Annotated in this window: 21 protein-coding genes; 10 read left to right on the forward strand and 11 right to left on the reverse strand. The window is 66.0% G+C overall.

From position 1 onward, the window contains the following. Positions 1–71 precede the first annotated feature (71 nt). Entirely contained in the window at positions 72–1,061 is a 990-nt protein-coding gene (locus tag WDC82_RS01510) for a TRAP transporter substrate-binding protein (protein WP_340115479.1), read from the reverse strand. A 41-nt stretch (positions 1,062–1,102) separates the two neighbouring features. After that, positions 1,103–2,386 (reverse strand): TRAP transporter large permease, encoded by a 1,284-nt coding sequence (locus tag WDC82_RS01515; RefSeq protein ID WP_340115480.1) that lies wholly within the window; start codon positions 2,384–2,386, stop codon positions 1,103–1,105. Positions 2,387–2,530: 144 nt separating this feature from the next. Here WDC82_RS01515 and WDC82_RS01520 point away from each other — a divergent pair, with 144 nt between their 5' ends. Then, positions 2,531–3,442, forward strand: coding sequence for a LysR family transcriptional regulator (locus WDC82_RS01520; RefSeq protein WP_340115481.1), 912 nt, complete (start codon positions 2,531–2,533; stop codon positions 3,440–3,442). Between the two features lie 10 nt (positions 3,443–3,452). Here the strand turns inward: WDC82_RS01520 and WDC82_RS01525 are convergent, their stop codons facing one another. Continuing rightward, positions 3,453–4,577, reverse strand: a complete 1,125-nt coding sequence (locus tag WDC82_RS01525) for a zinc-dependent alcohol dehydrogenase family protein (RefSeq protein WP_340115482.1) — start codon at positions 4,575–4,577, stop codon at positions 3,453–3,455. Between the two features lie 118 nt (positions 4,578–4,695). On the opposite strand from WDC82_RS01525, the gene WDC82_RS01530 reads away from it, so the two are divergent. Next, positions 4,696–5,820 carry an alpha/beta hydrolase gene (locus WDC82_RS01530; protein WP_340115483.1) on the forward strand — a complete coding sequence of 375 codons (1,125 nt, stop codon included), beginning with the start codon at positions 4,696–4,698 and terminating at the stop codon, positions 5,818–5,820. On the opposite strand, the gene WDC82_RS01535 is transcribed toward WDC82_RS01530, so the two are convergent. The 5 genes from WDC82_RS01535 to WDC82_RS01555 form a co-directional block, all read right to left on the reverse strand. After that, positions 5,817–6,308 (reverse strand): methylated-DNA--[protein]-cysteine S-methyltransferase, encoded by a 492-nt coding sequence (locus tag WDC82_RS01535; RefSeq protein ID WP_340115484.1) that lies wholly within the window; start codon positions 6,306–6,308, stop codon positions 5,817–5,819. The genes WDC82_RS01530 and WDC82_RS01535 overlap by 4 nt on opposite strands. After that, positions 6,301–6,879, reverse strand: a complete 579-nt coding sequence (locus tag WDC82_RS01540; protein WP_340115485.1) for an Ada metal-binding domain-containing protein — start codon at positions 6,877–6,879, stop codon at positions 6,301–6,303. Before WDC82_RS01540 ends, WDC82_RS01535 begins: the two co-directional genes overlap by 8 nt. A 49-nt stretch (positions 6,880–6,928) precedes the next feature. Then, positions 6,929–8,845: a TRAP transporter fused permease subunit gene (locus tag WDC82_RS01545; RefSeq protein WP_340115486.1), complete on the reverse strand. Its 1,917-nt coding sequence runs from the start codon at positions 8,843–8,845 to the stop codon at positions 6,929–6,931. Positions 8,846–8,918: 73 nt separating this feature from the next. Next, complete coding sequence (locus tag WDC82_RS01550) at positions 8,919–9,866, reverse strand: TAXI family TRAP transporter solute-binding subunit (protein ID WP_340115487.1); 948 nt, start codon at positions 9,864–9,866, stop codon at positions 8,919–8,921. A gap of 280 nt (positions 9,867–10,146) precedes the next feature. Continuing rightward, a complete protein-coding gene (locus tag WDC82_RS01555; RefSeq protein WP_340115488.1) occupies positions 10,147–11,115 on the reverse strand; it encodes a LysR family transcriptional regulator in 969 nt (322 codons plus the stop codon). A 163-nt stretch (positions 11,116–11,278) separates the two neighbouring features. On the opposite strand from WDC82_RS01555, the gene WDC82_RS01560 reads away from it, so the two are divergent. The 8 genes from WDC82_RS01560 to WDC82_RS01595 all read left to right on the forward strand — a co-directional run bounded on the left by WDC82_RS01560 (position 11,279) and on the right by WDC82_RS01595 (position 19,249). Further along, positions 11,279–12,154: an ABC transporter permease gene (locus WDC82_RS01560; protein WP_340115489.1), complete on the forward strand. Its 876-nt coding sequence runs from the start codon at positions 11,279–11,281 to the stop codon at positions 12,152–12,154. Beyond that, a complete protein-coding gene (locus WDC82_RS01565; protein WP_340115490.1) occupies positions 12,151–12,957 on the forward strand; it encodes an ABC transporter permease in 807 nt (268 codons plus the stop codon). The genes WDC82_RS01560 and WDC82_RS01565 overlap by 4 nt, the downstream gene beginning before the upstream one ends. 52 nt (positions 12,958–13,009) lie before the next feature. Next, on the forward strand, positions 13,010–14,164 hold the full coding sequence (locus tag WDC82_RS01570) for an extracellular solute-binding protein (protein ID WP_340115491.1): 1,155 nt from the start codon (positions 13,010–13,012) through the stop codon (positions 14,162–14,164). Positions 14,165–14,237: 73 nt separating this feature from the next. Next, the gene (locus WDC82_RS01575) at positions 14,238–15,341 is read left to right on the forward strand and encodes an ABC transporter ATP-binding protein (RefSeq protein WP_340115492.1); all 1,104 of its coding nucleotides are present in this window, start codon (positions 14,238–14,240) and stop codon (positions 15,339–15,341) included. A gap of 23 nt (positions 15,342–15,364) precedes the next feature. Further along, a complete protein-coding gene (locus tag WDC82_RS01580) occupies positions 15,365–16,762 on the forward strand; it encodes an aspartate aminotransferase family protein (protein WP_340115493.1) in 1,398 nt (465 codons plus the stop codon). Next, positions 16,759–17,703, forward strand: a complete 945-nt coding sequence (locus WDC82_RS01585) for a 3-keto-5-aminohexanoate cleavage protein (RefSeq protein ID WP_340115494.1) — start codon at positions 16,759–16,761, stop codon at positions 17,701–17,703. The genes WDC82_RS01580 and WDC82_RS01585 overlap by 4 nt, the downstream gene beginning before the upstream one ends. After that, positions 17,703–18,215: a GNAT family N-acetyltransferase gene (locus WDC82_RS01590; RefSeq protein ID WP_340115495.1), complete on the forward strand. Its 513-nt coding sequence runs from the start codon at positions 17,703–17,705 to the stop codon at positions 18,213–18,215. Before WDC82_RS01585 ends, WDC82_RS01590 begins: the two co-directional genes overlap by 1 nt. Continuing rightward, positions 18,212–19,249, forward strand: coding sequence for a histone deacetylase family protein (locus WDC82_RS01595; protein ID WP_340115496.1), 1,038 nt, complete (start codon positions 18,212–18,214; stop codon positions 19,247–19,249). The genes WDC82_RS01590 and WDC82_RS01595 overlap by 4 nt, the downstream gene beginning before the upstream one ends. Here the strand turns inward: WDC82_RS01595 and WDC82_RS01600 are convergent. From WDC82_RS01600 to WDC82_RS01610, 3 genes are all read right to left on the reverse strand, one after another. Further along, on the reverse strand, positions 19,203–19,433 hold the full coding sequence (locus tag WDC82_RS01600) for a hypothetical protein (RefSeq protein WP_340115497.1): 231 nt from the start codon (positions 19,431–19,433) through the stop codon (positions 19,203–19,205). The genes WDC82_RS01595 and WDC82_RS01600 overlap by 47 nt on opposite strands. Before the next feature lie 2 nt (positions 19,434–19,435). After that, positions 19,436–20,104 carry an ureidoglycolate lyase gene (locus WDC82_RS01605; RefSeq protein ID WP_340115498.1) on the reverse strand — a complete coding sequence of 223 codons (669 nt, stop codon included), beginning with the start codon at positions 20,102–20,104 and terminating at the stop codon, positions 19,436–19,438. Between the two features lie 122 nt (positions 20,105–20,226). Next, the gene (locus WDC82_RS01610; RefSeq protein ID WP_340115499.1) at positions 20,227–21,363 is read right to left on the reverse strand and encodes a TRAP transporter substrate-binding protein; all 1,137 of its coding nucleotides are present in this window, start codon (positions 21,361–21,363) and stop codon (positions 20,227–20,229) included. Positions 21,364–21,461: the final 98 nt, after the last annotated feature.

The raw sequence follows: 21,461 nt of genomic DNA on the forward strand, positions 1-21,461 counted from the left end.
TCTCCAGGAGGAGAAGGCGGGGCGCCGCTCACCGGCCGGCCACCCCGCCCCCTCTGCCGCCGGAGCGCGCGCTACTTGCGCACGCTGTCCACGGCCGCCTGGTACTTCGCCAGATCGTCTTCGCTGAGGACGTCCAGGTAGATCGACGTGGCGCGCTCCACCATCTTGTCGCGCTCACCCGGTGCCAACTCGGAAACTGTCACGCCGGCCTCCTTCTGGCGCTCCAGCACCAGCGCGGCCCAGTCGTCGACCCAGGCACGATTGGCGGCAATACCCGCCTCTAGCGCCTTGTCGATGGTCGCCTGTTCCTCGGCGGAGAGACCGTCGTACCAATCCTGCGAGACCAGCACGAGCCGTGTCGAGGGCGAGATGTTGGCCTGGGTGAAGTATTTCAGGAAATCGGTGTGGCCGGTCCGCAGGGCGGAATTGGGCGGGTTCATGTAACCGTCGGCAATGCCGGTCTGCAGCGCGTTGGCGACCTCGGACCAGGCGACGATGGTGCCGTGGGCACCGAGGGATTCCATGAACTTCAGCTGCTCGCCGTTCATCGCGCGCAAGCGTAGACTGCCGAGATCGTCGATCTTGGTCACCGGTGTCTTGGTGTTGTGAAAGCCCATGGCGACGCCGATGTAGTTGAAACCGGCGATGCGCACGCCGTTCGACACCAGCGGCTCGTTCATCTGCTCCAACAGCGCGGACTCAGCGATGACACGGTCGAATTCCGCAGCGTCCTGAAAGAAGAACGGCAGCTGCACGCCCTTGACCAGCGGCGACAGGCCGAAGGCGGTGTTGACCGAGGCGAGATTTACATGAATCAGGCCCTGCGAGACCATGTCGAAGCGCTCGCTCTCCTTGCCGATGGTCTCGGAGGGAAAAGCGGTGACGGTGAAACCGGTGCCGGCGAGGGCGTCTTCGAGACCCTTCACGAAGGCCGCCTCGGCATTCACCTTGGGATCGAGAACGCCGTTGAGAGCGACCTTCACCTCCGCAGCTAGGGCGGAGCTGGCGCCGAGTGCCACCGCAAGCGCGGCGGCGACGACGGTTCGGCTGAAACGATACATGGTAATAAGCCTCCTTTGTCTGTTCTTCTTCTGGGAGTGCATCACATCAAACCAAGCGCGGTGGGCAGTGCGGTGCTGAGCCCGGGGAACAGCGTCAGCACCATCAGCAGCAACAGCTCGGCAAGGAAAAAGGGAAAGGTCGCGCGAATGAGGCGCCAGTAATTCATGTTCACCGTAGTGGCGAGAATCAGCAGCACGCCACCCAGCGGCGGCGACAGCAGGCCGATGGTGATGTTGAAGCAGATGACGATGCCCAGGTGCACGGGATCGATGCCGAGCTGCAGGGCAACCGGCACGAAGATCGGCGCAAAGAGCGCCACTGCCGCCTTCACGTCCATCACCATGCCGGCGCCCAGGAAGATGACGTTGATCAGCATGAGGTACTGAAAGGGGCTGAGGCCCCATTCGTTCACCTGGGCCGCGATCTTCTGCGGCCACTGCTCCAGCGCCGCCAGATAGCTGAAGCTTGAGATGGCACAGAGGATGATGAACAGCGCACCCAGCAGGACGGCCGTCCGCGTCAGGCTGCCCATGAGCTTCTGCCAGGTCATCTCGCGGTAGGCGATACCGACGATCAGGGCCGCAGCCACCGCGACGGCCGCCGCTTCAGCCGGGGTCATGACTCCGAAGAGGGTGCCGCCGAGAATGATGACTGGTAGGGTAAGCGCCGGCAGCGCCTTCAGGAAGGACGGGACGATACGCGGCAATTCGTCCGCTTTGCCGCCGGGATGGTTGTCACGGTAGGCATAGAAGGCGTTCATCGCCATCAGCACGCCGGCCAGCAGCAGGCCGGGCACAATGCCGGCGGCGAAGAGCGCGGAGACCGAGGTCTCCATCAGGGCGCCGTAGAAGATCAGGATGACGCTGGGCGGGATGATCGGACCGATGATCGACGAAGCGCCGGTAATCGCCGCCGCGTAGTCCAGCGGGTAGCCGCGGCGCGTCATTTCCGGCACCAGGGCGGTGCCCAGCGCCGCCGCGTCGGAGACCGCCGAGCCGCTAACCCCGGCGAAGAACACGCTGGTTAGGACGTTCACATGGCCGAGGCCGCCTTTCAGGCGCCCGATCAGGGACATTGAGAAGTCGATGAGGGCGCGGGCAAGCCCGCCGTGGTTCATCAGGTCGCCGGCGAAGATGAACAACGGCATGGCGAGAAAGGCGAAGACGTCGAGCTGGCCATAGAGCCGCTGCGGCAGGGCTGCCAGGTAGAGCGTGTTGCCGCTTATCGCGAAGCTCAGCACCGCCGAGGCACCGATAATATAGGCGATGGCGCCCCCGGCGAGCAGGGTCACCATCAAAAACGACAGTATGACAACGAGTTGCACGTGCGTAACGCCCCCGAACCCTGTTTCCAGGGCTTCCTTGTTGGACCAAGGGGACCACATCGCACCTATCGGCGAAATGCAAAAATATTTCGCATTCCATAGCTTTTTGCTATGATCATCTACGAGTTGATTTGGGCAGCGGCGATGAGCAACCTCACCCTACAGCGGCTGGAAGTGTTCAAGTCCGTCTACGAGGAGATGTCGGTCAGCGCCGCCGCCCGCCGGCTGAAGTTGTCGCAGCCGACCGTCAGTCGTCATCTGCGCGACTTCGAGGCGGCCATCGGCATGAAGCTCTTCGAGCTCGATAAGGGCCGCATCATCCCGACCGCCGAGGCGGAGGTCCTCTATACCGAGTGCATGTTCCTCAGCGAGGGCGTCGCCAAGGTCGACGCCACCATCCGCGCGCTCAGGCGCGGCGAGGGCCAGCCGCTGTCGGTGATGACCATCGGCCTGCTGGCCCCGGAGATCCTGCCCAAGGCGGTCGAGGCGACGCTGAAGACCCTGCCCGGCCTAAACCTCACCCTCGACGCCGGTGCCGCCGACGTGCAGATCCGCGCCCTCAAGGACGGTCGCGTCGATGTCGGCCTCGCTGCCGGCGCGATCCCGCCGGAAAGCGGCCTCACCTTCCAGCCGATCGGTAAAGGCCACTTCGTCTGCCTGGTGCCGCGGGAGCACCCGCTCTCGGGTAACGGGTGCTTCCCGCTTGCCAGCCTGCGCGAGCAGGGCAACTGGGTGAAGATGCCGCGCCGACCGATCGGCGCCCTGCTGGAAGATGCGCTGGAGCGTGCCGGCGTGCCGCCGCGCGGCAACATCACCGCCAACTCGCTGCTGGTGATGACCGGCCTGGCCACGCAGCTGCGCAAGTGCGTGGTGGTCGACAACTACACGGCGGCGGCCTTCAAGATGCCCTCGATGGCGGTGCTGCCGGCCGAGCCGCTGACTGAGTTCACCATCTTCGCGGTATCACGCGCCGGCCAGACCCAGCGCAACGCCACCACCACCTTCGTCGCCAACGTCGAGGTGGCATTGGCGAACTACGGCAGGCCCCAGACGTAAGGAAAAGGCTTTAGGGCACGATAACCTGACGTACCGTGTGGCCCTCGGCCAGGCGGTCGAAACCTTCGTTGATCTGCTCCAGAGTGAGCTGCGCGCTCATCAGTCGGTCCACCGGGAGCTTGCCCTGGCGGTAGAGCGCGATGTAGCGCGGCACGTCGCGCAGGGGCACGCAGCTGCCGATGTAGCTGCCTTTCACCGTGCGCTCTTCGGCGACAAGGCTGACATGCTGCACCTCGAACTTATGATCGGGGTGCGAGAGGCCCGCGGTCACGGTGGTGCCGCCGCGTTTGGTGACGCGATAGCAGAGGTCCATCGCCTTCACCGAGCCGGCCATCTCGAAGGCGTAGTCGACACCGCCTTTGGTGGCCTCGCGAATCGCCGCGACGGCATCGGGATCGGCCGCGTTGAAGGTATCGGTCGCGCCGAGCTGGCGGGCCAGCGCCAGCTTGTCGTCCAGCACGTCGACGGCCACGATGCGCTCCGCCCCGGCGAGGCGCGCGCCCAGGAGGGCATTCAGGCCGACGCCGCCGAGGCCGACCACGGCGACCGAGCTGCCCGGCACCACCTTCGCGGTATTCACCACCGCGCCGACGCCGGTCAGCACCGCGCAGCCAAAGAGCGCGGCTTCGGTCAGCGGCAGCTCCGGGTCGATCTTCACCAGGGAGGGCCTTGCGCAGACGGCGTACTCGGCAAAGGCCGAGACGCCCATGTGGTGGTGGACCTCGGCGCCTTCCAGGTGCAGGCGACGCTGGCCCGACAGCAGGGTACCGGCGCCGTTCGATTGGGCGCCAGGCTCGCAAAGCGCCGGGCGGCCCTCCATGCAGGGCAGACAGTGGCCACAGCTCGGCACGAAGATCATCACCACGTGGTCGCCGGGCGCGAGGTCGGTGACGCCGCGGCCGACCTCGACCACCTCCCCGGCAGCTTCGTGGCCGAGCGCCATAGGCACAGGGCGCGGGCGGTTGCCATTGACCACCGAGAGGTCGGAATGGCAGAGCCCGGCGGCGCCGATGCGCACCAGCACCTCGCCCTCATCCGGCGGGTCGAGGTCCAGTTCCTCGATCAGCAGGGGCCGCGTCTCCGCGTAGGGCCGGGGCCGGCCGATCTCGTGCAATACCGCTGCCTTGGTCTTCATGCTCTCTGTCCCTGCGGTGCATTCCGTCCATTTCTCTCTTGGTGTCCCTTCTAGCACGAAAAAGCCGCCGCCGTGGAGACTCGACAGAACGCCGCGCCTCTGGCGTGATGGATGCCGCATGCACTTCACCAACAAATACTCGTGCCTCGCCCGCGCGACCGTCCTGCTGCTCCTCTTGATGGCCACCGGCTGCGTCACTGCGGAAAGCTGGGAGGCGACGCGTTTGCTGCAGGACATCGACGCGGCCGGCGGGCCGTCAGAGCTCAAAGAGACGACCCCCTCACCCAGCCGCACCACCCTGCGCTACAGCATCGAGGGGCGCGAGAACATCGCCGATCTCTACGAGCCCAACCAGCCGGCGGGCGGCACCCTGGTCCTGGTGCCGGGGTTTACCCGAGCGGGCAAGAACGACGCGAGGGTGGTCGATCTGGCACGCTCGCTCGCGCGCGCGCGCTTCCGCGTGATGGTCCCGGAGGTGCCTGGTTCGCGGGCATTGCGCGTGCGTCTCGAGGATTCGACGACGATCGCCGACGCACTGCGCCATTTGCGCCGGGAAGAAGCGGAGCCTCCCGTCGCGGTCGTCGCGATTTCCTATGCCGTCGGCCTGGCCGTCCTGGGCGCTCTCGAAGTGGAAGCGGACTCGGCGCCCGACTTCCTGGTCGGTATCGGCGGCTATTACGACACCGAGGCGGTGGTCACCTTCGCCACCACCGGGCAGTTCCGCCTGCCGGGCGGTCGTCGCTGGGAGAGCGGAAGCCCCTTGGAATCGGCGAAGTGGATCTTCCTGGCGAGCAACGCCGGCGTGCTGAGCAACGCGCGAGACCGCCGCAGGCTGGAGGCGGTGGGCGAAGAATGCTTCACCCGCTGCGATCCGGACGTCGAGGCGCTCGCTGACGAACTGAGCCCGGATGGACGCGCGCTGCTGGCCCTGATCACCAACCGCGATCCCTACCGCGTGCCTGCCCTTATCGAGTCCTTGCCGGCGGCGGTGAAGGCGCAGATGCAGGCGCTGTCGCTGCGCGGGCGCGACCTTTCGCGCCTCAACCGCAGTCTCATCCTGGTGCACGGGCGCAGTGACCCGCTGATCCCCTATTCGCAGAGCATGGCGCTGGCCCGCGCGGTTCCGGGCAGCGAGCTGTTTCTCATCGATGGCTTCTCCCACATCACGCCCGAAGGTGTCGGCTGGGCGGGCCAACTGCAGCTGGTCGATGCGATCCAGGCGCTGCTGGAACGCCGGCGCTAGGGCACGGACACCCCCTCGTGCCCGAGCAAGAACTGCTTGGTCTCGATGCCACCGCCGAAGCCGGTGAGCGCGCCGTTCGATCCAATGACGCGGTGGCAGGGAACGATGACGGGGATCGGATTGGCGCCATTGGCCGCGCCGACAGCACGACTGGCCGTGGGACGGTCGATCTCAGCCGCCAGCCAGCCGTAGCTGCGCGTCTCGCCGAAAGGGATCGATCTCAGGGTATTCCACACCCGCTTCTGGAATGCCGTGCCGGTCAGCACCAGCGGCAGGTCGAAGGAGCGCCGTTCTCCGGCGAAGTACTCTGCGAGTTGGCGCTTCGCCTCCCCGAATGGCGTTTCGGAGCGATGCCATCCCTGCTTCGGCCCGAAGGCCTTGTGGCCGGAGGGAAAGCTCAAGTAGTGCAGCGCCTCTTCGGTACCGGCAAGCAGCAGGCGGCCGATCGGCGTAGCCATGTAGGTGTAGGCTAGAGCGGGCTCAGCCACCGGCGATCCCCTTCGATCCTTGCCTGCGCAGTGCCGAGGGCGGGCTTCCATAAAGTTCGGTGAAGGCCGCATTGAAGCGCCGGACGCTGCCGAAGCTCGCACGCACGGCGATCTCCGCCATCGGCAGGTCCGTCTCGTTCAGCAGGCGCTTGGCGCGCTGGATGCGCAAAGTCTTCGCCGTCTGCAGGGGCGAGGCGCCGACGTGGCGCTCGAAGAGGCGGGAGAGGTGGCGCGGACCGACACCCAGGCGGTCGGCGAGATGCTCGACACCGCCACCGTCGAGGGCGCCGGCGCGGATCAACTGCAGGGCACGTTCCACCGTCACCTGGGACCCCTTCCAGGCCGGACAAAAGGGCGCGGTTTCCGGCCGGCAGCGCAGACAGGGCCGGTAGCCGGCGCGCTCCGCCGCCGCGGCGCTGGGAAAATAGCTGACGTTGCGGGTCAGCGGCTGCTTCACCGGGCAGACCGGGCGGCAATAGATTCCCGTGGTCTTTACCGCGATGAAGAAACGGCCGTCAAAGGCTGGGTCGCGCCGCCGGCGGGCTGCCTCGCAGGTGTCGAAATCAAGCATGATCGAACTCTAGCACCGGCCGTTTCGCCGGGCGAGCGACCGTCGATGATCAGGTCCGAAAACGGCCAGCCGGCGTCGGAGTGAAGCGCAGCAGGGCAACGGCGGCAAGCACCGCCGCCAGGCCCGCGAGATCGACCCAGATGGTCGCCGGGAACATGAAGGCCGCGCCGCCGCAGCCGAACAGCGCGCGCTGCACCGGCGTCGCCCGGCGCCCGGTCGGCACCATCCCCTGGATCGCCACCGCCAGCAGCACGCAGCCGCTGGCGTAGAGCACGGTGGTGTAGGTGATCTCGATCCAGGTTCCCTGGAGCAACAGCTCCGGCACGTAGGCGAAGCTGAACGGCATGAGCACCAGGGTGGCGCCGTACTTCAAGGCGGCGAAGCCGGTCTTCATCGGCGGCGCGCCGGCGATGGCCGCCCCGGCGAAGGCGGAGACGCAGACCGGTGGCGTGATGTTGGAAAGGCAGGCGGCATAGAACACCGCGAGGTGCGCTGCCACCGTCGGCACACCCAGCTGGATCAGCGCCGGCGCCGCCACCACCGAGAGGATGATGTAGGAGCCGGTGGTCGACGAGCCCATGCCGATGATGATGGAGACCAGGGTCACCAGGCAGAGCGCGATGAAGAGGTTGCCCTGGGAGAAGTCGATCAGCACGGCGGAGAACTTGAGGCCCAGGCCGGCCAGCACGATGCCGCCGATGATGATGCCAAGGGTCCCGATCGCCGCGCCCGCCGAAGCGTTGCTTTGAGCTCCGCCGACCAGGCCCTTGGCGATGTCCGCCGGGCCCATGCGGGTTTCCTTGCGGCGCCACGACAGCACGGCAGCCGAGACCGTGCCCCAGAAGGCGCAGAACTCCGGCGAGTAGCCGCTAAACAGCAGGCCGATGACCACCACCAGCGGCAGGATGAAGTGCCAGCCCTCCGCCAGCACCTTCCCTACGCTCGGGATGTCCTCCGCCGGCAGGCCTTTCAGGCCCAGGCGCACCGCCTCCAGATCGACCATCGACAGCAGGAAGAGGAAGAACACGCACGCCGGAATGACGTTCATCAGGGCGATGGTGAGATAGCTGGTCTCGGTCAGCGTCGCCAGAATGAAGACGCCGGCCCCCATCACCGGGGGCATGAACTGGCCGCCGGTCGAAGCGATGGCTTCGATGGCGCCGGCGTCGTGCGGGCGGAAGCCCGTGCGCTTCATCAGCGGAATGGTGAAGGAGCCGGTGGTGACCACGTTGGCGACCGAGGAGCCCGAGATCGACCCGAACAGCGCCGAGGTCAGCACCGCGACCTTGGCAGGTCCGCCGCGCCACTGTCCGGCGACGGCGGTGCCGAGGTTCATGAAGAAATTTCCGGCGCCCGAGCGCTCCAGGAAAGCGCCGAAGATCATGAAAGGAAACACGAAGGTCGCGAAGGTCGCGGTCACCACACCGAACAGCGCCTCCTGCGTCGAGTAGGTGAACTCGAGAATACGCTCCACCGACATACCGGGATGCGAGAGGCGCCCGGGCAGGTAGCTGCCGTAGTAGAGTTGCAGCAGAAAGATCACCGCGATGATGGAGATCGTCGGGCCCAGGGCGCGCCGGCTGGTCTCCAGCATGATGAGAATGGCGACAGCGCCCATCGCCAGGTCGGTCTGACTGGGCGAGGAAACTCGGAACATGGCATAGCTGACGTACTGGTCGATCCAGTACCCGATGGTGACCACGGTCAGCACGATCAAGATGAGGTCGACGACGCTGGGGCGGTGCGTCGGCGCGCCCTTGCGCGCAGGATACAGCAGGAAGACCAGCACCGAGGTCAGCATCAGGTAGATGCCGCGGTTGCTCTGGGTCGAGACCAGCCCGAAGCCGGAGGTGTAGAGGTAGAAGCCGGAGAAGCCAATGGCCACGAGGTTGAAGGCCAGGGCATAGAGGCCCGTGAGGGTGCGGCGCGATCCCTCGACCCGGAGCAGCCAGGCGGCGTCGAACATCAGCGGGTTTCTTTCCGGAAAGGCGAACGGCCCCGCCCGGTCTGCCGCCGGGCGGGGCCGCTGCCGTCAGACCTCAGTTAGGCCACTGGCCCTTCGACTTGTAATAGGCCTCGGCGCCGGGATGCATGGGCGCACCGAGCGCCTGGAAGTTGGCGACGTCGGGCTTCATCTGCGCCCAGGCCTTGTGGCCCTGGGCCAGCGCCTCCTGCTTGGCGTAGGCGATCGCCACCACCTTCTCGACGATGTCGGCGGGCACGCGCTCGTGCGCCACCCAATAGACCGTCGTATAAGGCATCTCGGTCGCCGGCACGCCCTTGTACATGGTCTCCGGCATGGTGCCGTCGGCGTAGAAGGGATAGACCTCGCGAATCTTGGCGAGCTGGCCGTCCTCATAAGGCAGCACAGCAATCTCGCGGGTCTCCGCCAGTTCGGTCACCGCCGCAGCCGGCGCTGAAGACTGGCAGAAAGCGTCGATCTGGCCGTTGCCCAGCGCGCGGCCGGCATCGGCGAAGGTCATCATCGACGGCTCGACCTTGTCGAGCAGGTCGAGGGCGCCCAGGATGTTGGAACAGTTGAACACCGTGCCCGATCCCGGCGGGCCGAGCGCCACCTTCTTGCCTGCCAGATCCGCCAGCGTCTCGATGCCGCTGTCTCCCAGAGTCACGAAGTAGGTCGGGCCCTGGTAGGCCATGGCGACGCCGCGCAGCATGGTGCCCTTGTCGCCGCTTTCGAAGGGGCCGCTCTGCTGCAACGACATATAGACGTGGGAGCCGTAGACGATGCCCATGTCGAGTTCGCCCTTGATGAGGCGCTTGGCGTTTTCGGTGGAGCCGCCGGTGGTCACCTGGGTGATGTTGACGTCCGGCAGTTCCTTGCCGATCTCGGTGCCGGCGACGCCGACCATGTAGTACATGACGCCGCCGGGATTTGAGCCACCCCAGGCGATGTCGGTCTGGGCGCTGGCCGCGCCGGCCGACGTGCTCAACAGTGCGGCGGCGAAAAATAGGGCCGATTTCCTCACGGTCGCTTCTCCTCCTCGTTTTTGTTTTTCTGCCAGGGACTTGCGCCCTGCGTGTTGCCTCCTTGTGGCCTTCGCCTTGCAGCGAAGGACGCGGAGAGAGTCCAGTGTTACAGAAACCGGCCGGTCACGCGAGACTGTTTTGACCAATTTACAGATTGGTTTATGAATCGGTCGTCTGCCGCATCGCGATCACATGGCATAAGGACCTTATGCTGCGCCAGAGACCAGCGCCCGCAACCGATGCGGCCCGATGCAGCCACCATTGGAAGGCCAGGTCCGACTAGCCGTAGATGCGGTCGCTCAGCGGCTTGGCGTCGATCGCGTCGCGGAGGGCGGCCAGCAGCCCCTCCTCCGCCCTGTTCAGGTGGGTGTGCGGGTTCCACACGAGATAGATGTCGATCGCCGGCGGTGCCTCGTAGGGCGGCAACCGCCACAGCAGGCCGTCGCGCAGATCCCGCGCCACCACGTGGATCGGCAGGGGGCCGATGCCGAGCCCGGCGATGATCATACGCCGCACCTCCTCCAGGTGGGAGGAGTGGCCGACCACCACGTCATCGATGTCATGCTGGGCGCGCAACAGGGCGACGGGCCTGAGGGCGTCGGCCAACTGGTCGGTCTTGAAGGAAACCGCGGGGTAGCCCTTCAGATCCTCCAGCGTCAGGCCGTTCCTGCCGAACAGCGGGTGTGAGGGTCCACAAAAGAAGCCGAAGTACTCGCGGTAGATCATCTTGTACTCCAGCCGCGGCGAGCGCTTGTGCACCAGGCAGAGCCCGAAGCTGGCCGACTTCTCCAGCACCGCCCGAGTCACCTCGGCGGAGGTCTCCACGTCGATCTCGTAGGTCGCCTTGGGGTTGGCGACATGGAAGGCGGCCAGCACCTCGTCGTAGATCGGCGACACCACATGGCTGGCCATGGCGATGCGCACATGACCGGTGATCTCGTCCCGGATGTCGCGGGTCAGCACCGCCACCCGGGCGACGTTGCCGTAGATCTCAACGCACTCGCGGTACAGCACGTCGCCCGCGGGGGTCACCCGGAAGGTCGCCGGGCCGCGCTCGATGAGCCGCTTACCGAGGCGGGTTTCCAGCCGCTTCAGGGCATGGCTGACCGTCGGCTGGCGCAGGTAGAGCCGTCTGGCGGCCCCCGTCACGCTGCCTTCCTGCACCACCACCATGAACGTGCGCAGCAGATTCCAGTCCAGCTCGCGTGCCAGGCGGTCACCGCTGTCCTTTTGCCCGGAGGGTTTCATCGCGGGTCCCAAACATCCCCTCATAGATCAAATCTATGACCAGTATAGGCCTTATCTATTTGCACAATAAAGGGCGAAGGAGAAGACTGCCCCGGACATCCGCGATCAAGCGGCAACCCCGCGGGCGACAAAGCCGGGGATCAGAGAGGCTTAAAAGGGAAAAATGGCAGCAAGCGACGCCGAGGCGCCGGGTGCGCGTCCGTGGATGCTCCTGTCGCCGGCGCTTGCCTCGGTGACCCTGCTGCTGGCCGTGCCGGTCTGCTTCATCGCCGTCTATTCCTTCTGGCTGCGCACCGCCGCCGGGGGCGAGCAGCCCGGCTTCTACCTCGACAACTGGATCGAGGTGCTGACCGACCGCTTCTACCGCGACATCCTGTTCCAGACCCTACGCATCGCCGCCGTCTCCACTGCGCTTTGCATCCTCCTGGGCTATGTGCCGGCCTATTTCATCGCGCGCTCGACCACGCGCCACAAGACGCTGCTGATCCTGCTGCTGATGCTGCCGTTCTGGATCAGCTACATCATCCGCACCATGTCGTGGATCAACATCCTGGGGGTGAGCGGCGCGCTGAACGTGTTCCTCATGTGGATCGGCGTCATCTCGGAGCCGCTACAGATCCTCTACAACGAAGGCACGGTGATCCTGGGCCTAGTCCACTTCCTGCTGCCCTTCATGATCCTCAACATCTACGTCAGCCTGGACGGCATCGACCCCAACCTGACCGACGCGGCGCGCTCGCTGGGTGCCACCGGCTGGCAGTCCTTCCGCGAGGTAACGCTGCCGCTCTCCGTCCCTGGTCTTGCCGCGGGCAGCCTGCTCTGCTTCGTGCTCGGCGCCGGCACCTACATCACCCCGATGATACTGGGCGGGCCGCGCGACGCCATGTTCGCCAACCTGGTGTTCGAGGCGATCATCACCCAGCTCGACTGGCCACTCGGCTCGGCCCTCTCGCTCGCCCTGCTCGTCATCCTCGGTGGCGTGGTGATGCTTTACACCCGCTATGCCGGCATCGGCCAATTGGCCAAGAGTTTCCGATGACGATGACCGGCAACATCCTCAGCGGCTGGAGCCTGATCCGCGCCTTCACGGTGCTGGTCTACCTCTTCATGTTCCTGCCGGTCGCCGTGGTCGTGCTGCTGGCCTTCAACGCCAACCAGTTCGGCAGTTTTCCGATGGAGGGCTTCAGCTTCCGCTGGTTCGTCGCGCTGTGGAACAACGACGCCATCGTGCGCGCCTTCAAGACTTCGCTGCTGCTGGGATCCCTCACCGCCGTCACCTCGACCACCATCGGCGTGCTGGCGAGCCTCGCCCTGGTGCGCTACGACTTTCGCGGCAAGGGCCTCATCACCACCGCGCTGATCGCGCCGATCCTGGTGCCGGAGGTGGTGCTGGCGGTGGCGCTGCTGCTGTTCCTGCGCTGGCTGGAAATGCCCAAGAGCTTCCCGCTGCTGCTGCTCGGCCACGTCATCTTCACCTTGCCCTTCGTGGTGCTGATCGTGCAGGCGCGCCTTGTCGCGGTGCGCCGCGAGTACGAGGAAGCCGCGCTCAGCCTGGGCGCCAACGCCTTCCACACCTTTCGCGAGGTGACCCTGCCGCTGATCATGCCGGCGGTCTTCGCCGGCATCATCTTCGCCTTCACGATTTCCTTCGACGACATCACCGGCACCCTGTTCTGGAAGCCGGGCGGCGTCGAAACCGTCCCGACGCAGATCTTCGCCATGCTGCGCAATTCGATCAGCCCGGAGATCAATGCGCTGGGCGCGGTCATGGTGGTGGTTACCGTCGCCATACCGCTGATCGGCGCCGCGCTGGCCCGCCGCATGGCCGCAGCTCTCAAATAGGCAAGTAACCGTCCAATGAATACAAACCACAAACCAGGGAAAGGTATGGGAGATGGATGAAACCACTCGCTATCAACGACTGCTCGAACGATTCCGCAACGGCGACCTCGACCGCCGCACCTTCCTGGCGCTGATCGGCGGCGCCAGCCTGAGTGCGGGGCTCGTCGGTGGCCCCCTGAAAGGCCTGCAGCGACAGGCCCTCGCCGCCACGCCGGAGAGCGTGCGCTTCGACGGCTGGGGCGGCGTGGTCTCCGAGGCCTTCCGCAAGCACGCCTTCGATCCTTACACGGAGAAGACCGGCATCACGGTGATCGACGGCACCTTCGCCAGCGGCGACGAATACCTCAATCGCGTGAAGGCCGGCCAGGAGGGTGAATACAACATCTTCCATGCCAGTGGCGTCTTCGACTATGCACGCTACGTGAACCTCGGCTATGACGTCGTGCTCAACGAGGCCAACATCCCGAACCTGAAGTACGTGATGACGGCGCTGATGTCGCCCTTCCGCAACGTCACCGGCGGCAAGCTCTCCGCCGTACCCTACGACTACGGCACCACGGGTCTGGCCTACAACACCGAGCAGATCTCCAAGGAGGAGATGGAGGAGAAAGGCGCCAAGATCCTCATCGACCCCAAGTACAAGGGCAAGATCGGCGGCTGGGGTGACTGGCGCACGCGGATCTGGTACGGCGCTTTGGCGACCGATCAGAACCCCAACGACATCAACGATATGGATGCCGTGTGGGACGCCATCCGCGCACACCGCGACCTCGTTCTCAAATATTGGGGCTCCGGCGCGGAGTTGATGAGCCTCCTGGCCGAAGGCGAGATCTACGTGACCGAAGGCTGGTCCGGGCGCATCGCGGCGCTGCAGCAGCAGGGCCATCCCATCGGCTACTACGACGCGCCCAACAGCTACGCCTGGCAGGAGTGTCTCATGGTGCTGGAGGGCAGCCCGCTGGAGGCCTGTGAGGAACTCTTGAACTTCATGCTGGAGCCGGACGTCTCCATCGCCGTCGCCGAGGGGCAGAACTACCCGCCGGCGCTCGACCCCACCAAGGTCGAACTCGGCGATAAGATCCCGACCCTGCCGGCCTTCGATCCGACCGGCAAGCTGGCCAACCTGACCTTTGCCAGCCCGGCCTACTGGAATGGCAACGAGGCCGAGTGGTCGAAGATGTTCGGCCGCGTGCAGAAGGGCTACTGAGAACTGAGCGGCGGGCCGCATTCCCCCTGACCGGCCCGCCGCACCTCTTCGACAGAAAATTGGAGTCATCCCGATGAACGAACCGGCGCCGGTCGTCGAACTGCGCGGCGTGGTCAAGCGCTACGGCAGCTTTACCGCCGTCCAGCCCATGGACCTCGCCGTGGAGCCGGGCGCCTTCGTGACTCTGCTCGGCCCCTCGGGCTGCGGCAAGACCACCACCCTGCGCATGGTCGCCGGCCTCGCCCAGCCCAGCGAGGGTGACATCCTGATCAAGGGTGCGCGGGTCAACGACGTGCCGATTCACAAGCGCAATCTGGGCATCGTGTTCCAGAACTATGCGCTGTTCCCCCACAAGACCGTCTACGACAACGTCGCCTTCGGCCTCAAATACCGCAAGGTTCCGAAGGCGCAGATGGCCGAGCGCGTGAAGCGCGCGCTGGACCTGGTGCAACTGCCCCAGATGGCCGAGCGCTTTCCCAACCAGCTCTCCGGCGGCCAGCAGCAGCGCATCGCGCTCGCCCGCGCCGTTGTGGTCGAGCCCGACGTGCTGCTGCTCGACGAGCCGCTCTCCGCCCTCGACGCCAATCTGCGCGAGGAGATGCGCGTCGAGCTGAAGAAGATCCAACACCAGTTGGGCATCACCACCCTCTTCGTTACCCACGACCAGTCTGAAGCCCTGGCGATGTCCGATAAGATCATCGTCATGAACCAGGGCCGCATCGAGCAGGCCGCCTCCCCGGAGGAAGTTTACACCCGTCCGAGCTCCGAATTCGTCGCCCGCTTCATCGGCAACTCCAACCTGCTGGACGCCCGTGTGCTGGGCCGCACTGGCGCCCGCCTGCGCCTGGCAGTGCCGGATCTCGGCGAGATCCTGGCCGACCCTGACGGCACGGTGGGTGCGCAAGCGCCACGCGACGGCGATAGCCTGCGCCTGGTGATCCGTGCTGAAAAGCTGCGCCTGACCAACGGCAGCGGCCATGATCCGGACGCGACGCAGCTTCCCGGTCGCATCGATGCGGTCGACTATCAGGGCCAGTCGGCCCGCTATTTCGTCACCGTCGGCGGCCACAGTCTGCAGGCGATCAACCCCATCGACCGGCATCCCTTTGCCCAGGGCGACGAGGTATCCGTGCAGCTGCGGGCCGGCGATATCGTCCTTCTGCAACGGCCGCAATAGGCAATCCTAGAGACACAACCGAGATGACACCCACTACCGCGACCACCAGTAAAGCGTCCGGCGACGAAGCGCGCGAGCCGTCCAATCTGTTCTACCAGACCCGCAGCCGGCGTCCCGTGGTCGCCCGCGCCGAGGGCATCTACTTCTGGGACCGCGACGGCAAGCGCTACATCGACGGCTCCAGCGGCGCCATGGTTTCCAACATCGGGCACGGCAATCCGCGCGTGCTGGCCGCCATGCGCCGCCAGATGGAGGAAGCGACCTTCGCCTACCGCTTGCACTTCGAGAACGAGGCGGCGGAAACCCTGGCGCGTCGCATCGCCAAGCGCATGCCCGCGCACCTGGACCGCGTCTTCTTCGTCTCCGGCGGCTCCGAAGCCGTCGAGTCCTGCCTGAAGCTGGCCCGCCAGTGGGCCCTCGCGGTCGGCCAGGGCAGCCGCTACAAGGTGATCTCGCGCTACCCATCCTATCACGGCGGTACCTTGGGCGCCCTGGCACTGACCGGCTACGCGCCGATGACGGCGCCCTTCGCACCGATGATGCGCGAGATGCCGAAGATTCCGGCGCCGACCTGCTACCTGGACCGAGACTCGCTGGATTGGGAAGGGCGCGGCCTGCGCTACGCCGAGCTGCTGCGTGACGAGATCAGGCGCCAGGGACCGGAGACGGTGCTGGCTTTCATCATGGAGCCGGTCGGCGGCGCCTCGACCGGTGCCCTGGTCGCGCCCGACAGCTACTACGCCCGCGTGCGCGAGATCTGCGACGAGTACGGAATCCTACTCATCCTGGACGAGGTGATGAGCGGTGTCGGGCGCACAGGGCGCTTCCTCGCCGCCGAGCACTGGAACCTCAGGCCCGACATCGTGGCGATGTCCAAGGGCTTCGCCGCCGGCTACGCCCCTCTGGGCGCCATGGTGGCCGACCGCCGCCTGGTCGAACCGGTACTCGATAAGGGCGGCTTCGTGCACGGCTACACCTATGCAGGCAACCCGCTGGCCTGCGCGGCGGGCCTCGCGGTGCTGGAGGAGATCGAGAATCAAGACCTGATGGGCAACGCCGCGCGCATGGGCGCCCTGCTGAAGAGCCGTCTGGCCGGGCTGGTGCAACGCTTTCCCTTCATTGGCGACGTGCGGGGGCTTGGCCTGCTGCTGGCTTTCGAACTGGTCGCCGACCGCGAGAGCATGCAGCCGCTGCCGAAGGATCTCAATGCCCACAGCCGCCTGGTCGACATCGCCTACGACAAGGGCCTCATCATCTATTCGCGGCGCACCCGCGGCGGCCTGGAGGGCGACCACTTCCTGGTCTGCCCGCCGATGATCGTCGACGAGACGCAGATCGAGGAGATCATGACCCTGCTGACCGACAGTCTTGCCGCCTTTGCCACCGAAGCCGGCCTGCCTCAGGGGAACCAGCCGACGTGAGCGGGACCGGGGCGAACAGCAAAGTCATCATCACCTGCGCGGTCACCGGATCGATCCACACGCCCGGCATGAGCCCGCACCTGCCGGTCACCGCCGACGAGATCACCGAGCAGGCCGTCGCTGCCGCCGAGGCCGGCGCGGCCATCCTCCACCTGCATGCGCGCGATCCCGAAGACGGCCGGCCTTCCGCCGACCCCGACCATTTCATGGCTTTCCTGCCGCGCATCAAACAGGCCTGCGACGCCGTGGTGAACATCACCACCGGCGGCAGCGCCCAGATGACGCTGGACGAGCGCCTTGCCGCGCCACTGAGAGCCCAGCCGGAGATGTGCTCGCTGAACATGGGCTCGATGAACTTCGGCACCTTCCCGCTGGCGCGCCGCTACAGCACGTGGAAACACGGTTGGGAGCCCGACTTTCTGGAAGCTTCGCGCGATACCGTCTTCAAGAACACCTTTGCCGACATCGAGGGCGTGCTGCGGCAACTGGGCGAGGGCTGTGGCACACGCTTCGAGTTCGAGTGCTACGACACCGGCCACATCCAGACCGTCGCCTTCTACCTAGCCGAGGGGCTCATCAAGCCGCCGATCTTCCTGCAGTTCGTGCTCGGCGTGCTGGGCGGCGCCGACGCCTCGCCGGAGCAGCTGATGCACATGAAGGCGACGGCCGACCGCCTGCTGGGCGACGCCTACCGCTTCTCCGTTCTGGCCGCGGGACGCCACCAGATGCCGCTCGGCACCCTGGGAGTCATCCTGGGCGGCAACGTACGCGTCGGGCTGGAGGACAGCCTCACCATCGGGCGCGGCCGCTTGGCCGAGAGCAACGCCCAGCAGGTGGCGAAGATCCGCCGCATTGTGGAGGAACTGGGCCATGAGATCGCCCGGCCTGGTGAAGTGCGCGAGATCCTCGCCCTCAAGGGCGGCGACCGGGTGGCCTTCTGATGGGCGCGATCACGGTAAGACTGGCCAGCAAGGCGGACGCTCCGGCGGTTTATGATCTGGTGGTGGAGCTTGCGCGCGCGCGCGAAGCCATGGAGAAGGTCGTCTCCAGCGCCGCTGACATCGAGCGCGACGGCTTCGGTGAAAACCCCGCCTTCGAGGCCCTTATTGCGGAAATTGACGGCAGGCCGGTCGGACTCTGCCTCTTCTTCGGCAGTTATTCCACCTGGCGCGGCCAGCGTGGCCTCTACGTGCAGGACCTGATCGTCGCCGATACGGCCCGTTCGCTGGGAGTCGGGCAGCGTCTGCTGGCCGAGGCGGCCGCCCTCGCCCAGTCCCGTGGCGCCGGCTACCTGCGGCTTTCCGTCGACGACGATAACGTCAGCGCGCAGCGCTTCTACCGCCGCGCCGGCCTCAAGCATTCCACCTCGGAACTCATTTACGTGCTGGACGACAACAACTTCATCGAACTCGCCGAAGCTGCGAAGGAATTGGCAGGAGGATCAGGCGCATGAAGGTCTATTGCGCTCCCGAACGGCAGAAGGTTCACTATCCGCGCGGATTTCTGGTGAACGGCGCGCAGCAGCCGAACCCGGAGGTCCCCGAGCGCGTCGACCGTCTCCTTGCCGCCGCCCGCTCCGGCGGCCACGACATCGGCGAATCGGCGGACCACGGGCTCGCCCCCATCGCCGCTGTGCACAGACCGGATTACGTCACTTTTCTCCAGACTATCTATGAGCGCTGGGCGCGCATCGAGGGAGCCTCCGCCGAGGTAATTCCCAACATCCATCCGGACCGTCGCCAGGCGAGCTACCCGCTCTCCGCCGTCGGTCAGGCCGGATTCCACATGGCGGATACCGCGTGCCCCATCGGCGCGGACTCCTGGGAATCGATCTACTGGAGCGCCAATACCGCGGTCACGGCGGCCACGGCCGTGCTGGACGGCGCGCGGACCGCCTATGCTCTGTGCCGCCCGCCGGGGCATCACGCCTTCGCCGACATGGCCGGCGGCTTCTGCTTCGTGAACAACGCGGCGGTCGCCGCGACGCTACTGCGGCGAAAGCACGAGCGCGTCGCCATCGTCGACGTCGACCTGCACCACGGCAACGGCACCCAAGGCATCTTCTACGAGCGAGCCGACGTGCTGACAGTCTCGCTCCATGCCGATCCGATCCGCTTCTATCCCTTCTTCTGGGGCCACGCCCATGAAGGGGGCGAAGGTGCCGGTCGCGGCTATAACATGAACCTGCCATTGCCGCGCGGCTCGGGGGATGCCGAGTTCCTGGCGGCGCTCGACCGCGGCCTGGAGCGCGTGCATGCTTTTGCGCCGGGCGCTCTGGTGGTGGCCCTTGGACTCGACGCCTTCGAGGGCGATCCCTTCGGCGGCCTCTCCGTCTCCACCCCCGGCTTCGCCGAGATCGCCCGCCGCCTTGCGAGCCTCCGCCTGCCGACGGCAATTATCCAGGAAGGCGGCTACCTCTGCGACGCCCTGGGCGACAACCTCAAGAGCTTCCTTGCCGGCTTCGAGGGCGACGCTTCCAGCCTGTGAAGGCGATGGCGAGGCCCGCCGCGAAGGGCAGCCAGAAGAAGGTGAAGGCTTCTTCGGTCAGCCACTGAATCGACGGGGTCGTGTTGCTGGTGTGCCAGGCCGCGGCCATGGCGTTCAGGTAGACCCAGAACGCGAGGGCGCCAAGCGAAACGGCAGCGCCCAGCACCATCAGAACAATGCCCATCGTCAGGCGGACCGGATCTTGTGGGCGCGCAGCGGGCAGGCAAGATAGACGCCGAACTCTTTGCCGAAGTCGCAGCTGACCCGCGCGTGCACGCGGCCCTGACGATCCTGGAAGCGTTGCGCGTCCTCGACCGGAAAAATGCCTTCGTGCCAGACGTTGGGGTGGATGTAGAGCCCACGCGCGCCGTCGCACCAGAAGGCGACCACCTTATCGGGCGTGATGTCGTCGCCCGGCAGCGCCGCGGGGAAGATGAAGGGCTTGCGCTCGAGCGGATAGAACAGCTGGCCGCCGTCGGGGTGATAGTTCATGTGCCACAGCAGCACCTGGTCGCGCGGCGCCGTCACCGCCGCATCCGACGCCTGCTGGGGGTCGGTGGACCAGCCGAGTACGTAGTGGCCGCCGACAGCTTCGTTCGAGCCGTACAGCACGTCACCCTTCCAGACGCCGGAGAAGGTGCCCTCAACCCAGCCGGCCTCGTCGCCGGTCCCCTCGTCGACCGGGCGCCAGCCCTGCGCCGGCCAGCGCACGATCTCGATCTGAAAGCGCTCCGGATCGTCAACCAGACAACCGTAGCCTTCCAATGTCTCGTCAGTGGCACGGATCAGAGGCACGTCGTGCCAGGGCAGCGAGGGTTTGGTATTGGGCTCGAAGATATAAACGGGAGCATTCATCGCTGCGCCTCCGAAGAAACACCGAACCTAACCTGGGCTGCGGCGGCTCTGAGGGATACAGAAAAGAGCGGCCGCCGGATCGCTCCGGCGGCCGCCCTCCCTCACTCTGCTGACCCGAAGGATCAGGAGTAGCGGTAGGGGACGCCGACCTTGTCCATGGTGGCGTTGTACTTCTTGAAAATCTCGATCACGCGGGCCGCGCGCGGCGAGATCGAGGCCAGCTCGTCCCAGAAGCCCTCGGCGTCCTTCACCACCTGGTCCCACTCTTCGGCCGGGATGGTGGTCAGCTCCATCTTGTTGCCCTCGGCGCGCAGCTGCGCCTCGCCGCCCCAGTACCAGACCTGGCGGTAGTAGTGCGACTGGTCGATGGAGATGAGGAACAGTTCCTTCAGGTGATCCGGCACCTTGGCCCAGGAATCGGAGTTGGCGAAGTAGGAGCCGCACCACGCACCGGTCACGTTGTTCAACAGCGCGTAGTTGCAGACGTCGGCCCAGCCCACCTCGTAGGCCTCGGTGAAGCCGCACCAGGCGACCCCGTCCAACTCGCCGGTCTGGATCGCGACTTCCACGTCGTCCCAGGGAACGGTGACTGGAATGAGGCCGTAACGCGCCAGAAAGCGGCCCGCCGTCGGCACGCCGAACACGCGCTTGCCGTTCATGTCGGCCAGCGACTTGATCGGCTCCTTGGTGAAGATGTGGCAGGGGTCCCAGGCACCGGCGGAGAGCCACTCGACGCCCTCGACCTCGTCATAGGCTTCTTTCCAGATCTCGTTCAGGCCATAGCGCTGGAACAGCACCGGCAGGTCGAGGCTGTAGCGGGTGGAGAACGGGAAGTAGCCGCCGAAGTCGGCGATGTCGACCGGCGAGGCCATGGTGGCGTCGTCGCTCTGCACCGCATCGATGGTGCCGTTCTGCACGGCGCGGAACAGCTCCGAGGTCGGCACCAGCTGATCGGCGTAGTACAGCTCGATCTCCATCTCACCGTTCGCCGCCTTGTTGAAGGCTTCGATCTGCGGCTTGATGACGTGGGCGCCCAGCGGCGCACCTGAATAGGTCTGCAGACGCCACTTGATCGGGCCGCTCTGCGCCTTCACGTAGGGCGCCGCCAGCGTCGAACCGGCAACCGCCGCCGCGCCGCCGATACCGGCGTTCTTCAGGAAGGAGCGCCGTCCCGCGTTCATCCCTGCGTTCATCCCCGTCTCCTGGATCGCCGTCTTGGCCGTTTTGGCGGCCTTCTTAGGTTGTGACTTCTTCGTCATGGCCTTCTCCTGTTGCATACGGATTCACTTCTTAAGCCTCCCCCAAAAACGTGACTTTTCGTTCTGACCCGAAACCTCACTTCCCGTGGATGCGGCCC

It is taken from the genome of Pelagibius sp. 7325 (genome assembly GCF_037652055.1).
In the GTDB taxonomy this organism is placed as follows: Bacteria; Pseudomonadota; Alphaproteobacteria; order Kiloniellales; family Kiloniellaceae; genus Pelagibius.